The following is a 14,734-nucleotide window of genomic DNA, read 5'->3' on the forward strand; positions in this document are numbered from 1 at the left end:
TGCGCGACTCGTAGGCTCAAGGCAATCCGCCAGACAGGCTAAGAATTCGTGGCGCAGCCTCCGAGACCGCATGGTTTCACGTGAAACTCTTCTCCTACAGTTCCGGGTCACGCCACGGATAATTGTAAAGAGCACCCGGAATCGACCTGCATATGTCTAGTCGTTGCTTCAAGTCGAGGGAATGATATTGGAGGGTGTCCTGGGACCAGCGCTTGCAAACTGGCAGACTTCATCAGCATCTCCCCGAAGAGAGCACGTATCATGAGGACGGTTCACAGGGGCGAGTTCTTGACGATGGCGTGCGGTACTTGCGTGGATCGCCTACCGCCTTAAGCGGCGAATGCCAGTTTTCGATTTGGGACGAGCGTCATGTGATGTCCACATTTGATGTGAGAATATGCAAGGCATGGCATGGAGGCCAGTAGAACGTCTCCATGCATTGATGCCGCGGACCTGCCGAGACCTGTCAGCGTATGTTGCGTGGGCCTCTGGCGCGGGCAAGGGCGCCGTCGCACCAGAACAGGGTTTCAAGGGGAAAACAAGCAATTGCAGTTGGTTAGTAACCACGTGGGGTTCACACACAGAATTCAGCTGCGTATCGGGGGCCTGGAGCGTGAAGTGGGTGTCCGCCTCAGTGCCCCTCAGCGGGGGAAGTCCTCGTAATCGCCCTGCAATCCATATGGTGACCGTGGGGAAGTACTTGGTATTGGTGAGTCGGAAGTCGAGTCCCTCGGGCTCTCAGGGAACGGTACAGCGCGTCTGGGGCAAGCAAAAAGGAGGGGCCGTAACCGTCTGACGACGGCTACGGCCCCTCCTACCCTGTACTGGCCGCTGTGCGGCGATCCTGGGTTTTCTGTGTCAGAGGTAGGCTGCGAACTCTTGTTCCAGAGCCTGCTTCGGCTTCGCTCCGATGGACGTGGCTACGTGATCTCCATTTTGGAAGACGTAAACCGCGGGGATGCTGGTGATGCCGTATTTGGCAGCGATGCCCGGGTTCTCGTCGACGTTGACTTTCACCACGTCGATCTTCTCGGAGTGCTCTGCGGCAATCTGATCCAGAATTGGGGACAGCATGCGGCACGGCCCGCACCATTCTGCCCAGAAATCCACGATCACGGGCTTGGAGGAATCCAGCACGTCAGCTTGGAAAGAGCTGTCTGTAACGTCCTTTGCCTGGCTCATGTTCATTCTCCCTTTCTTGAGGAAATTAGTTGGATACGGCAGTGCTGTTGTCGGCCGGCACCGTCAGGTTCGAGAGGTAGTGTTCGACGTCGAGTGCGGCAACGCAGCCGGAGCCGGCAGCCGTGACTGCTTGGCGGTACGTCGGGTCGATGACGTCGCCGGCCGCGAAGACACCGTCCAAGTTCGTCTTTGAGGTACGTCCCTGCACGGCTATGGTGCCCTCAGACGTCAGGTCCAACTGGTCTTTCACCAGATCTGTCCTTGGGTCATTTCCGATCGCCACGAATACGCCGGTGACCGGCAGTTCGGATGTGGTGCCATCAATCAGGTTCACCAGCTGAAGGCCAGAAACCTTGTCCGTACCCACCACGTCGTCAACGGCCGTATTCCAGATGAATTCGATCTTGGGGTGTGCCAGTGCACGGTCTGCCATGATCTTGGAAGCTCGAAGTTCCTCGCGACGGTGAACCACGGTCACCTTCGAAGCGAATTTGGTCAGGAAGAGCGCTTCTTCCATGGCGGAGTCACCGCCGCCAATCACGGCGATTTCCTGCTCGCGGAAGAAGAACCCATCACACGTGGCGCACCAAGAGACGCCATGACCGGAGAGGCGCTTTTCGTTGGGCAATCCAAGTTCCCGGTAGGCGGAACCCGTGGAAACGATGACTGCACGGGCCTTGTACTCGGTCCCGTCGGCGAGTATTACGTTCTTCACATCGCCGGACAGGTCGACCGAAGCGACGTCCTCGTATTGGATCTCAGCACCAAAACGTTCGGCCTGGGCCTGCATGTTGTCCATCAGATCGGGCCCGAGGATTCCTTCGCGGAAGCCGGGGAAGTTCTCCACGTCCGTCGTGTTCATCAATTCGCCGCCGGCAGTGACGGATCCTGCAATGACGAGGGGTGCCAGATTGGCCCGAGCCGTGTACACGGCTGCCGTATACCCCGCGGGCCCCGAACCGATGATGATGACATCGCGGATGGCATCTGATGTTTCTGTGGCCACGCTGTGTGTACCTCCGGGTTTGGTCCGTGCTGGGAGTCGGCTTCCGGCACGGAAATGTTGGTCATCTCTTGCCCTGCACAACGGTGTCGTGCTGGTCGGTATTCCCGGTGGGGTGTCAGGACACCTTGATCTCGGAAATCTGGAGTCCATAGGGACGTGAACTATTCGACGTTGAGGCGAGCCGCGGCAATTCCGTCACGTTGATGAACACGTACTTGCCCTTCACGCCCTTGCTGCCGTCTCCTGAAACAGGAACTGTAACCGTCGGCCCCGTGAAGGATCCGGATGCCACCTCTTGGGCTGAGCCCAGATCTTCGCTATCGCCGACATTGACTTGGAAGGAACCGCCGGTTGCATTGAGGCCGGTCAGCTGGACCTCGGAAACGGTAGCTTCGTCCTTCAGCTTCGCCACCAGCACCATGTTGGAGGCGAACCCGCCGAATTCCGGAGTCGTGTATGAGTAGGACCTGTACATGCTTCCCTGGCTGCCATCGATGGCCTTCGCCAAGGTTGAGTCGGTTTCGGCATTGAGAGCCTGGTTCCCCGGCACCAAGCGCGTGAGATCCGCGATTTCCGGAGCTGCGGTCGGCGCGTTCGAGTCGGACTCCGACGCGCCGGAGGAATTGGCTCCTGCCTCCGAGTTCGTTCCCTGGGCGGAATCCCCAGCGACCGGGGCGGTATTGTTCTTGCCCAAGGTGTTGAATGCGAAGACGACGCCGACCACGAGGACCACGACGAGTAGCGCCCCGACCAGGATTCGGGTCATCTTCCCCGCACCGGCAGACTCTTCGTTGTCGGAGTCGTCGTCGGCATATTCCGGTTCGCTGGGCGCGGCAGAGTAATTGCGTGCAGCTGCCGGGAAAACCGAAGCCGGTCGTTCGTAGGGCGCTTCTTGGACTGGCTCCGCCGAGTGCTCGGAAACCTCGGAGCCGGCCGCCGTCACCGCTGCGGGGCCCACGATGTCGCCGTTTGCGGTATCCACCTCAAGCTGCGATCCACCGCTGGGGGCAGTTTCATCGTCGGCGGCACCCCAGTGGGTCACCGCTTCCGTGCCCCGCGCCTCCTCGGAGTCTGCTCGCGTAACGGGGTGGGCAGTGGTTGTCGGGGTCTTTGGTGGTACTTGGGGCCGTTCCGGGATGCCCGGGGCGGCTGCGGTGGCCGGGTTGGCGGCCTGGCCATCCGGCTCCCCGGCATCCTGAGACGAAGCAGCAGAGGCGGCCCCAGCGGCTGCCACCGCGGACCCGGCGCCCGCCGCGCCCGCGACCGCAGCGTCGTCGTCCTTTTTGCCTCGTCCAAAGCGGTTGGTCAGTCCGGTGAGGCGCTTGGCCACGCGCCCGCCGACATTGCGCTCCTCGTTGGCCTCCAGCTCCTCCCAGTACTCGTCCTCGTCCTCATAGACTTCGGGCTCGGCGCTACGGGTCACGCCGAAGATCTCCGATCCGAGCGTGTCGGTGTAGAAGGGCTCGACGAACGGGGCATCGCGCTGGATGACGAGATCAAGCAGGTCGGCTGGGCTGGCCGTGTTGGTGATGAGGTAGGTGCTGCCATCGGAAATACCCAAGTCCAGGACCTGCATCGATCCGTACCGTTCACCCGTGGCGATCTCACGGGCACTGGTGGCTACCTGGCTGGCGTTTTCTGGAGCGGCAACGAGGATGCTCACCGAGCGGTTCAGTACCTGATCCATCCCGCCCAAGACGGCGTCGCCGTCGGCGGAGGTCAAAACCAGTTCGGTGACCTTGTAACGGCCTCCCAGGATGGTTCCGACATCGATGGGCTGCGACACTATTGACTCCCGGGATTGATGGTGGGTACCTGGGCACCCTCGTGCTTTGCTGTGTCCATGCTACCGGTGACCGTGCCCGCGCCGTATGTCATCGGCCCCTATCGGCGCAACCTTTTGCCCAAGTCCGGGATGCGGCGAGCGAGCGGTCCGATGAAATTCTGCAGTTCGGGAACGCGGGCCGCCTTGAGCAGGAGGAGGAAGACGACGGCCATGACGCTGCCCACGACCGCAATGGTCACCAGGGCCGCGATGATCGACTGCCAGGCAAAACCGTTCGTGAACCCGCCCATCGCCCAGAGCACGACCATTCCGGCGGCACCGGAGAGCACCGAGAACCATCCGATGCGGATGTAGCTGTCGAGGACTTCGCGTATTCCGTAGTCACCGTAGCGACGGACGACGAGGACATGGGCCAGGACCGCGGAGGCGATGTTGGTGACCCCGAACAGCAAGGCGATTCCCAGGGCGATCTTCGTCGCCGGCAGGGCGGCCGCCAGCCCATACGCCAGGACGACGCCGATGACGGCGATCGCGGTTTGGATCACCATCGGGGTCCGGGTGTCCTCCTCGGCAAAGAACACGCGGATCAGGAAGAAATGGACGCTCTTGAAGGGCAATCCCAGCGCCGTCAGCAACAGCAATTGGCCAATCGCCGCACCGGCAATGGCCGCGTTCGGCCCGGAACCGGCAAACAGGCGTCCCAGCTGTCCGGCCAGGACGATGAAGGCCACGGTCGCGAACACGACGGGGATTGCCGTCGTCCGCAGCCCGAGGGAGAGGGTGGGGGCCACCTTTTCGGGTTTGCCGTCGGCAAAGGCGCGCGAGAGCTCGTTGAACAGCACAGTGGCCAGGGACAGGGCGAAGATGGAATGGGGTAGCACCGTGACCAGCTGCATCGCATTCAGTGCCTGCTCGCCGGGTATTGCTGCGGCTTCGGCGGATGGAAGCGAGTCGCGGGCGCCCACTGTGCTGGAGACCAGCCGTGCGTACACCAGTGAAGCGACGTTGCCCACGGTCATGGAGACCAGGGTCCAGGCGGCCAGCTTGCCGACGTGGCGTAGGCCCATGCCGCGCCAATTGAACTTGGGGCGAATGCGTAGCCCGGACCGCGCCAGCGGGACGAACAAGACAATCGCCTGGATGGCGATGCCCAGCGTCGAACCGCCGGCAAGCCAGATGGTCTGTGCCGTCGTCCAGTTGCCCACCGTATGGGGATTGCTGCCGTTGGCCCCAAAAGAGGCCATGAACAGGAGGATGACCACGATCTGCACGACGTTGTTCGCCACCGGCGCCCACATGTACGAGCCGAAACGGCCATGGGCGTTCAGGGCCTGGCCGACCACTGCGTAGACACCGTAGAAGAAGACCTGGGGCAGACACCAGTAGGCGAAGGTCGTCCCCAATTCGATGGCCGCCGGAGACCAGCCCTTGGTCAACACCGTGATGATCGGCCCGGCCCCCAGGGTCAACAGGACCGTGAACGCGCCCATCACCACGATCGTCAGCGTGATGAGCCGACTGGTGTAGTCAGATCCCTTGTCCGCCGCCCGGGAGGCCTTGATCAGCTGCGGGACGAGGACGACATTGAAGATGCCGCCGGCCAACAACATGAAGATGATGTTGGGGATGACATTGGCTTTTTCGAAGATGTCGGCGACGTTGGCGTTGGAGCCGATGGCCACGGCCAGCAGCGCGGTACGCACGAAGCCCAGGACCCGGGACACCATGGTGCCGGATGCCATGAGGGCATACGCCTTCGCGTGCGAACCACTTTTCTGGTCCGTGGCGGTCTCAGTTGCCATGCTGCGGGAGGACTTCGCGGGCCAACTCCGCGATGCGACGTTCGTTGGGGAAGGAGAGTTTCCTACCCAGGTCCGCGATCGGGATCCAGGCGACATCGACTGCTTCATGGTCGGGGTCGTTTTCGATGGTCAGTTCGCCGCCGGTGGCTTCGAGCAGGAAGTGGTGGACCGTCTTGTGTACCCGGTAGTTCGACACGGTGAACCAGTAGTCGATGCTGCCCAGCGGTGCGAGGATCCGGCCGGCGATCCCGGTTTCCTCGTCGACTTCGCGGACGGCTGCCTCTTCGTTGGTTTCCTCGCCCTCTGGATGTCCCTTGGGCAGGCACCATTCGAGACGTCCGCCACGGTTGTACCGGGCGATGATGGCGACGGGGAGCTGCGGCAGCGAGGTATCAACGATCACGCCACCGGAGGAAACTTCCTCGACAGTGGGCAATGCGTGATGGCCCGGCTGCGCAGACGCCATGGAGGCGTTCAGCGGAGTGCGCTTCGGAGCGCGGGGAACTGGATGGGCCATGGAAGCCACTCTATCCATCTTTGGTGTGCACATGCGTCCGCCCCGCACATGACGCGCGTCAGGCGGGGGCGGAAAAATCTGACAAGCTTAATGCACTATGCAGCAGTTACCCGCGCCAACCGCCCTCAGGGCCCTCCTCCCCGCCGTCGTCTTCGAGATCGCCGACCGTTTCACGGCAGCCGGCCATGAGCTCTCCCTCGTGGGTGGGCCCGTCCGCGACCTGTTCCTGGGCCGCGTGTCGCCGGATCTTGATTTCACCACCGACGCGGATCCGGACCAGACGCTGGCCGCGGTGGCGGGCTGGGCGGATGCCACCTGGGAGGTCGGCCGGGCGTTCGGGACCATTGCCCTGCGTCGCGGGGAACACACCATCGAGGTCACCACCTACCGGGCCGACGCCTATGACCCGGAGTCGCGCAAGCCCGCTGTCGCCTTTGGCACCTCGTTGGAGGAGGACCTTCGGCGCCGTGATTTCACGATGAACTCCATGGCCTTGCGGCTGCCGCAGCTCGAGCTGGTCGACCCCTATGGGGGGTTTGGCGATCTGGAAAAGGGCATGATCCGCACGCCCGGCACCCCGACGGCTTCCTTTTCCGATGACCCCCTGCGGATGATGCGCGCCGCCCGATTCGCCTCCCAGCTCGGCGTCACGGTCGCCCCGGAGGTCGAACAGGCGATGACCGAGATGGCGGGGCGAATTGAGATCATCTCCGCGGAACGCGTCCGTGACGAACTGGTGAAGCTGATCCTGGGCGCTGAGCCGCGCGTCGGGGTCGATCTGCTCGTGTCCACCGGCTTGGCCGACCGCGTACTGCCTGAGGTCTCCGCCCTGCGCCTGGAAGTCGACGAGCACCATCGGCACAAGGACGTCTACCAGCATTCGCTGCAGGTGCTGGAGCAGGCGGCGGCGTTGGAGACCGGACCGGACGGGGAGGTGCCCGGCCCCGATTTCGTCTTGCGCTTCGCCGCCCTGCTGCACGACATCGGCAAACCGGCCACCCGGAGGTTCGAAGCCAACGGGGCAGTGAGCTTCCGCCATCACGACGCGGTCGGCGCCAAGCTGGCCAAGAAGCGCATGCGGGCCCTGCGGTTCGACAACGACACCATCAAGGCCGTGGCCCGCCTGGTCGAACTGCACATGCGCTTCTACGGTTATGGCGACGCGGGCTGGACCGACTCCGCGGTGCGCCGCTACGTCACGGACGCCGGGCCGGTCCTGGAGCGGCTGCTGCGGCTGACCCGCTCCGACGTGACCACCCGTAACCGCCGCAAGGCCGACCACCTGGCGTTCGCCTGCGATGACCTGGAACGACGGATCGCGGAGCTCGCCGAACAAGAGGAAATGCAGTCCATGCGGCCGGATCTCGACGGTGGGCAGATCATGAAGCTGCTGGGGATCGCGCCGGGGCCGGCCGTGGGCCGCGCCTATAAGTTCCTCCTGGAATTGCGGTTGGACCAGGGGCAGCTGGGGCCCGAGGCAGCGTCAGCTGCCCTGCTCCAGTGGTGGGCAGGACAAGACCACGACGACGCCGGTGCTCCCGGCCGGCGCGATGCGGCACGAGCCGCCACCGAACCCACTGACGAGTTGGAGGACCCCCGATGAGTGAATTGCCCCGCCTGTGGCTGGTGCGCCACGGTGAAACCGAATGGTCGCGAAGCGGCCAGTACACCGGACTGACTGATCTGCCGTTGACCCCGCACGGGGAAGACCAGGCCAGGAAGGCCGGGGAGACGTTGACGGCTATCCGAGCGGCGGGGACGGAATTCTCCCTGGTCATGACCAGCCCACTGCACCGGGCGCGGCACACCGCCGAGCTGGCCGGTTTTCCGGACGCGGAACCCGTGGCGGACGCCCACGAGTGGGACTACGGCGATTATGAGGGCATCCGGTCGGCCGACATCCGCGCGAAGGACCCCGGCTACCTGATCTGGGACCAGGGGGTTCCCGGGGGAGAATCGATCGAACAGGTCGGCGCACGCGCGGAGCATATCGTCCAGCGGGTCCGCACTGAACTGGCCGGCGGGGGCAACGCCATTCTCTTCTCCCACGGCCACTTCAGCCGCATCCTTGCGGCCACCTGGCTCGGACTCGACGCGCGTCAGGGACGCCACTTCCTGCTCGGGACTGCCGAGGTCTGCCGCCTGGGCTGGGATAAGAAGACCCCCGCGGTGGAGGCCTGGGGGCTGTAGCCGACCGGCCCGGCACGGCGTGTCGGGCCCGGCGCACCGTGCGTCGACGGGAATTTTGAAGATTTTCCGGCCCAGGACTAGCGCCACGGTCCGACCTGGGCTAGTTTTAAACCTGTGATTGAGACATCTCAATGAGAACGTTTCGATCCGCGGACCTATTAGCCGCCGGTTTGCCGGCCTGTTCACCGAAGGAGGTGGGAATGGTGATGATCATCCAGAACACGAATGCAGTGGCTACCACTGCGCACGTTGGCGGATTCCGTGATCGTGCCTCTGTCCCCGCCTCCGGAACGGCGAACCGCTAGAAACCAGCGCCGCTGTTCCAGACCTCCCCATCCCGAGGTTTTCGAACGAAAGAACAGCGATGTCCGCGCAATCCAGCAACACCCGCTCCTCTGGCCTCCGTTCCGCCGAGCTCTTCCTCACCGGCCCCGACGTCTTGCGCGCCCGGCCCCAGGTCCATGAGCCGGTCGTCCGGGCGTCATCCCACCCCGATGTGCACCGGGGAGGTGAATGACATGCAAAAGAAGCGCAGCAAGCTCAACAGCTCGCCATGGTTGACCACCCGGTACAACCCGCAGCCGAAGAACCGCTACGAATCCCAGCTCCCCCCGGAAATGCTTTTCCGTCTGCGGTAGTCAGGTACGCCGCCGGTCCCACCGGCCAGATCAGCGACCGACCACCAGGAGGAAAACCATGATTGACCGATCCGGTCCCACCGCAAAGCCCGCCGGCTTCACCGGCGGGCTTTGCCGCTTAAACCGGTCGGCACGATCCCGGGACGACGGCGGTGCATCGCTGGTAGCTTGGGGTTGACCGGCGCAACAACGTGGTTCGCCGTGAGACATCGGCCGATGGCCGGAAGGGCCAGTGGGCAGATGACCAGCAGCAATGGACAGCAAGACGACGTCGGGACCATGAATGACCTGGTCATATCGCAACGCGCGACGTTGAAGCCGATCGAGGCCATCGCCGCCACGGCAGGAATCCCCGCAGAAGCGCTGGAACACTATGGCCGCTACAAGGCCAAGATCAACCTGAAGGACCTCCCGGCCGCCAGTGGAACCCCCGGCCGCGTGGTGCTGGTCAGCGGGATGTCGCCGACGCCCGCCGGTGAGGGGAAATCGACGGTCACCGTCGGCCTGGGCGATGCCCTGGCGGCGACGGGCACACGGACCATGATCGCGTTGCGTGAACCCTCGCTGGGTCCCATCTTCGGGATGAAGGGCGGGGCAGCCGGCGGCGGGTACTCGCAGGTCCTGCCGATGGAGGACATCAACACCCACTTCACCGGCGACTTCCACGCCATCACCAGTGCCAACAACCTGCTGATGGCCCTGGTCGACAACCACATCCAACAGGGCAACGAGCTGGGCATCGACCCGCGGCGCGTGACCTTCAAACGTGTCATGGACATCAATGACCGCGCGCTGCGCAGCATCGTCATCGGCCTGGGCGGGCCGACTGAGGGGACTCCGCGGCAGGACGGGTTCGACATCACGGTCGCCTCGGAGGTCATGGCCGTGTTCTGCCTCGCCACCGATCTTCCGGATCTGCGGGAGCGGTTGGGCCGGATGACCATCGGATACACCTTTGACCGCCGTCCGGTGACCGTGGCCGACCTCGGCGTCCAGGGGGCGCTGACGCTGCTGCTCAAGGACGCGATCAAGCCCAACCTCGTACAGACCATTGCCGGAACCCCGGCCCTGGTGCATGGGGGGCCCTTCGCCAACATCGCACACGGCTGCAATTCGGCCATTGCCACCAACACCGGGCGGCGCCTGGCCGACATCGTGGTCACGGAAGCCGGTTTCGGCGCCGACCTCGGGGCCGAGAAGTTCATGGACATCAAGGCGCGCTATGCGCACTGCCCACCCTCCGCCGTCGTGCTGGTGGCCACGATCCGGGCGCTGAAGATGCACGGCGGCGTCCCCAAGGACGGGCTGGGACCGGAGAACGTGGACGCGGTGCGCGCGGGATTGCCGAACCTGGCACGGCATGTGCGCAACATCGGGAGATTCGGGCTCTCGCCGGTGGTGGCGATCAACAAGTTCGGCGGGGACACCGACGCGGAACTGGATGTGGTCCTGCAATGGTGCGCGTCCGAGGGGGTCCAGGCGGCAGTGGCCGACGTGTGGGCGCAGGGCGGGGCCGGGGCCACCGAATTGGCGGCGCAGGTGCTCGACGCCGTTCAGCGGGGTGCCGGGTTCCACCAGCTGTACGACCTGGAGCTGCCCGTCGAGGAGAAGATCCGCAAGATCGTGCAGGAGATCTACGGTGGTGCGGACGTGGAGTTCTCCGCAGCTGCGCGCAAACGGTTGGTGGAAATCGTCGAGAACGGCTGGGATGACCTGCCCGTCTGCATGGCCAAGACCCAGTACTCGTTTTCCGACGATGCCACCCTGCTGGGCGCTCCGGAGGGGTTCACGCTGCAGGTGCGCGATCTCATCCCGAAGACCGGGGCCGGTTTCATCGTGGCGCTGACCGGGGCGGTCATGACCATGCCCGGGCTGCCCAAGGTCCCCGCGGCCATGCGGATGGACGTGGACGCCGACGGGAACGCCGTGGGGCTGTTCTGAAAACGACGACGGCGGCCCACCCGTGGGGGCGGGCCGCCGTCTGCCGGTGGGCGGCGGCTCTTAGCGCTCGAGGTCTCCGCGGATGAACGCCTCGACGTTCTCGTGGGCTGCCTCGTCGTTGAACTGCTGCGGCGGGGACTTCATGAAGTAGGACGAGGCCGAGAGCAGCGGGCCGCCGATGCCACGGTCCAGGGCGATCTTCGCGGCGCGGATGGCGTCGATGATCACGCCTGCTGAGTTCGGCGAGTCCCAGACCTCGAGCTTGTACTCCAGGGAGACCGGGGCGTCGCCGAAGTTGCGGCCCTCGAGGCGGACGAAGGCCCACTTGCGGTCATCGAGCCAGGCGACGTAGTCCGACGGTCCGATGTGCACATCGTCGGCGCTGAGCTTCGCCGAGGTGTTGGAGGTGACGGCCTGCGTCTTGGAGACCTTCTTGGACTCCAGGCGGTCGCGCTCGAGCATGTTCTTGAAGTCCATGTTGCCGCCGACGTTGAGCTGGTAGGTGCGGTCCAGCGTGACGCCGCGGTCCTCGAACAGCTTCGCCATGACGCGGTGCGTGATGGTCGCGCCGATCTGGCTCTTGATGTCGTCTCCGACGATCGGGACGCCGGCGGCGGTGAACTTGTCGGCCCATTCCTGGGTTCCGGCGATGAAGACCGGCAGGGCGTTGACGAACGCGACGTGGGCGTCGATGGCGCACTGGGCGTAGAACTTCGCTGCCTGCTCCGAGCCGACCGGCAGGTAGCAGACGAGCACGTCGGCGCGGGATTCCTTCAGTGCCGCGACGATGTCCACCGGGTCGGCCGCGGATTCGGTGATGGTCTCGCGGTAGTACTTGCCCAGTCCGTCGAGCGTGTGGCCGCGCTGGACGGTGATCCCGGTGGTCGGGACCTCGGCGATCTTGATGGTGTTGTTCTCGCTGGCGGTGATGGCCTCGGCGAGGTCCAGGCCGACCTTCTTGTCGTCGACGTCGAAGGCCGCGACGAACTCGACGTCATTGACGTGGTACTGGCCGAACTCCACGTGCATCAGGCCGGGAATCTTGGTTTTTGCGTCCGCATCCTTGTAGTACTCCACGCCCTGGATGAGCGACGTCGCGCAGTTTCCCACGCCAATGATTGCGACCCGAATGGGGTTTCCCGACACAGTGTCTCCTACAGCAGAAAGTTTCTTGGGCGGCCAAGGGCCATAAAGAGTCTAAGTGACGCGCGGCCCGTGGTATTCCCCGGGCCCGACCGGAGACGTCCGGGCGGGGGTCAGGGGCGCAGTGTGCGGATCAGGCGCAGGGCCGGTGCGGGCAAGGCGGTGCGCAGCCGATTGCGCACCGCGAGCCCGCGGGCCGTGGCCACCGCAGCGGGTGAGGTGGACAGCCGTCCGGCACGGCCCAGCTCGGCCAGGCGGAGCAGGCGGGCCGTGGTTTCCGGGGTGGGCGGGTGGAAATAGTGGTCCTGCAGCCACTCGGGATCCGGGTGCCTGACCGTGAGAGCCTCGACATCGGCCAGGGTCCCGATCAGGCCGCTGCCGGCGAAAACCCCGTTGTACAGTTCCGGTCCGACCCCGAAGTCACCCAGCACGATCGCCGGCAGCCCGCGGTCCACGGCTTCGAGCACTGCGGTGGAGGAGACAGTCACCATCAGGGTGCCCGGCTGCAGCACGGCGTTCATCGACCCCGTGACGAATCGGACGTCACCGGCGTCCACGCGTCCCCGGGCCACCAGGTCATCCCAGAGGCGGTCGTAGGGGAATTCCTCGCGGTGGGTCTGTGGTTCGCCGGCCTTGGCGCGCAGTTTCACGATGACCTCGACGGCTGGGTGGGCGCTGCGGGTTCGGGCCAATGCCTGGAGCACCTGCTCGCGTTCGGTGCGCCCGACCGGGAACTTGGCCTGCGCCGCAAAGACCACCGTGTGCACGGCCGTCTCATCTGGGGTGGGCTCGCCGACCGAACCCAGGAACGGCAGCCGGGCGGTGAGCACTGCCTGCGGACTGCCCAACGTGTTGAGCACATCGGCGAAATCACGGGCCTCGGCGTGGCTGTGCGCGAGGAAGGCGTCGCCCAGTGCACGGAAGCGCATGGCCTTCTCGGTCGCCGGGTAGGCGACGCCGGGCAGTGCCGAAACCAGCGCAGTGGTGCGTCCGCTGGACGCGTCGTCCGGGTTCCGGGTGGACGAGGAAGCCCGCCGGAAGGGGGCTCCGACCTGGCGTCGCAGGCGGGACAGGGCCCGGACCAGCGGTCGCTGCACCCGGTCCAGATGGCTTGCCGCGGCGCGGTGGAAGACCTCCTGGACCACGGGCCCGGTGGCTGCTGCCAGCACCACGTCGGCACCGTCGAGCAGCGGGCCGAGGGAACGCACGGGCAGCACCTGGACCGGTGGCCCGTCCGCCAGGAACGACCCGGCCACGGCGGTCTGGCGCTGTTCGGCAGTGGGAAGGATCGGGGTGCGCGCCAGGACCACCCGGCGGTCCCACTCGGGGCCCAGGGCGTCCAGGGTGGCGCAGGCGAACTTGAAGTACGAGTCGCTGTCGGCCACGGCGAGGATACGCGGTCGGGCCGGCGCGGCGGGGTCCGTTGCGGGGGTGGAGCCGGTCGTGGAGCCGGGGGTGCGCACCTCCGCAGTGGGCAGGTGCGCGTTCACGAGGTGGGGTCCTCCAGTGAACTGCTCAGGTGCGTGCGCAGCCCGGGGGACGCTGCGTCGGTCCACCACTGCTCAGCGACCGGTTGGCCGATGATCCGCACCCGGTTCGGACCCAGCAGCAACCGCAGGGAGGGCAGGACGGTGGAGGGCAGGGCGCGGACACTCTGGCCGTGGCGCAGGCCGCGCAGCCGCATCTCCACGGGAATCGTGTTGGGGTGCACCGTGATCAGGGGGTGCCCGGCCAGCCGGTCCAGGAAGGAGGATTCCTCGCGACGGTGCGGGAAGTACCCGATCGGCCCATCCTCGGTCTGCCCGATCACCCAGTCCAGGTAGGGCTGCTCCTGGATGAGGCCGTCGGCGGCCATGGCCGATCCGACGACGATGGTGGGTTCGAAGAACTGCTCCTCGACGGGCTGGGTGCTCAGCCATTCGAACCGGTGGTGTTCCAGATGCCCGCCCAGACCCCGGAAGGCCTCCTCGACGTCGCGCTGGATCGGCAGGGCGGTCAGGGCCATGAGCCGGCCCTGGCGGGCGAGCGAACGCAGCCGGTACCAGGCAGCCAGCCCCAGGGCGGTGCGGGCCGCGCTGCGGGGTGCCCGCGGCCGGACCAAGGGCATCGGCCGGTCACTGGTCAGGGTGCCCAGCAGTTTCACCGTGGCCAGGCCGTCGTCGATGATGACCACTTCGTCGGCCCGGATGGGGCCCATGAGTTCGCGCTGGATGCGACCGGAGAACGCGTCGCCGGTCACCCAGCGGTTGACGCCCCGGCTCCGGGCCGGTGGCACCTGCAGACCCGATTCCCCGAACCTGACGCCCAGCGGGGCCTGGCCCATGAGGGTACGCATCGTGGTGTCCATGCCGGCGGTGCCTCCCCGCGGGTGGATCGTGGTCCGCTGGCCCAGCAATCCGGCGCCGTGCGCCTCGATGGCGCTGAGCATCTGCAGGGGGGACTCCACCCACACCTGGGCAGTGCCGAAACGGGGACGCTGGACCTGGGGAACCAGGCGCGTCCTGCGTGGACGGGAAGTCATCGTCGGGG

At 65.5% G+C, this 14,734-nt stretch carries 12 protein-coding genes; 4 read left to right on the plus strand and 8 right to left on the minus strand.

The features are described 5' to 3' along the window. Window positions 1–858: 858 nt before the first annotated feature. From trxA to ABD088_RS16195, 5 genes are all read right to left on the minus strand, one after another. Window positions 859–1,182 (minus strand): thioredoxin, encoded by a 324-nt coding sequence (trxA, locus tag ABD088_RS16175; protein ID WP_343902995.1) that lies wholly within the window; start codon window positions 1,180–1,182, stop codon window positions 859–861. A 25-nt stretch (window positions 1,183–1,207) separates the two neighbouring features. Beyond that, entirely contained in the window at window positions 1,208–2,188 is a 981-nt protein-coding gene (trxB, locus tag ABD088_RS16180; protein ID WP_343902996.1) for a thioredoxin-disulfide reductase, read from the minus strand. A gap of 115 nt (window positions 2,189–2,303) precedes the next feature. Continuing rightward, the gene (locus tag ABD088_RS16185) at window positions 2,304–3,974 is read right to left on the minus strand and encodes an ABC transporter substrate-binding protein (protein ID WP_343902997.1); all 1,671 of its coding nucleotides are present in this window, start codon (window positions 3,972–3,974) and stop codon (window positions 2,304–2,306) included. A 98-nt stretch (window positions 3,975–4,072) separates the two neighbouring features. Then, window positions 4,073–5,776 (minus strand): murein biosynthesis integral membrane protein MurJ, encoded by a 1,704-nt coding sequence (gene murJ, locus ABD088_RS16190; RefSeq protein WP_343902998.1) that lies wholly within the window; start codon window positions 5,774–5,776, stop codon window positions 4,073–4,075. Further along, window positions 5,766–6,293: an NUDIX hydrolase gene (locus tag ABD088_RS16195; protein ID WP_343902999.1), complete on the minus strand. Its 528-nt coding sequence runs from the start codon at window positions 6,291–6,293 to the stop codon at window positions 5,766–5,768. Before ABD088_RS16195 ends, murJ begins: the two co-directional genes overlap by 11 nt. A gap of 97 nt (window positions 6,294–6,390) precedes the next feature. Between ABD088_RS16195 and ABD088_RS16200 the strand changes: the two genes are divergently transcribed. The 4 genes from ABD088_RS16200 to ABD088_RS16215 all read left to right on the plus strand — a co-directional run bounded on the left by ABD088_RS16200 (window position 6,391) and on the right by ABD088_RS16215 (window position 11,062). Beyond that, window positions 6,391–7,896 (plus strand): CCA tRNA nucleotidyltransferase, encoded by a 1,506-nt coding sequence (locus tag ABD088_RS16200; RefSeq protein ID WP_343903000.1) that lies wholly within the window; start codon window positions 6,391–6,393, stop codon window positions 7,894–7,896. Beyond that, entirely contained in the window at window positions 7,893–8,483 is a 591-nt protein-coding gene (locus tag ABD088_RS16205) for a histidine phosphatase family protein (RefSeq protein WP_343903001.1), read from the plus strand. Before ABD088_RS16200 ends, ABD088_RS16205 begins: the two co-directional genes overlap by 4 nt. A 364-nt stretch (window positions 8,484–8,847) precedes the next feature. After that, window positions 8,848–9,000, plus strand: coding sequence for a hypothetical protein (locus ABD088_RS16210; protein WP_343903002.1), 153 nt, complete (start codon window positions 8,848–8,850; stop codon window positions 8,998–9,000). A 400-nt stretch (window positions 9,001–9,400) separates the two neighbouring features. Beyond that, on the plus strand, window positions 9,401–11,062 hold the full coding sequence (locus ABD088_RS16215) for a formate--tetrahydrofolate ligase (protein ID WP_343903194.1): 1,662 nt from the start codon (window positions 9,401–9,403) through the stop codon (window positions 11,060–11,062). Window positions 11,063–11,122: 60 nt separating this feature from the next. On the opposite strand, the gene ABD088_RS16220 is transcribed toward ABD088_RS16215, so the two are convergent. The 3 genes from ABD088_RS16220 to ABD088_RS16230 all read right to left on the minus strand — a co-directional run bounded on the left by ABD088_RS16220 (window position 11,123) and on the right by ABD088_RS16230 (window position 14,726). Further along, window positions 11,123–12,208 carry an inositol-3-phosphate synthase gene (locus tag ABD088_RS16220; RefSeq protein WP_343903003.1) on the minus strand — a complete coding sequence of 362 codons (1,086 nt, stop codon included), beginning with the start codon at window positions 12,206–12,208 and terminating at the stop codon, window positions 11,123–11,125. A 110-nt stretch (window positions 12,209–12,318) separates the two neighbouring features. Then, window positions 12,319–13,695, minus strand: coding sequence for a DUF6716 putative glycosyltransferase (locus tag ABD088_RS16225; RefSeq protein WP_343903004.1), 1,377 nt, complete (start codon window positions 13,693–13,695; stop codon window positions 12,319–12,321). Continuing rightward, the gene (locus tag ABD088_RS16230) at window positions 13,692–14,726 is read right to left on the minus strand and encodes a hypothetical protein (protein WP_343903005.1); all 1,035 of its coding nucleotides are present in this window, start codon (window positions 14,724–14,726) and stop codon (window positions 13,692–13,694) included. The genes ABD088_RS16225 and ABD088_RS16230 overlap by 4 nt, the downstream gene beginning before the upstream one ends. Window positions 14,727–14,734 lie beyond the last annotated feature (8 nt).

The organism is Arthrobacter rhombi, assembly GCF_039526245.1.
GTDB classification, from domain to species: Bacteria; Actinomycetota; Actinomycetes; order Actinomycetales; family Micrococcaceae; genus Arthrobacter_H; species Arthrobacter_H rhombi.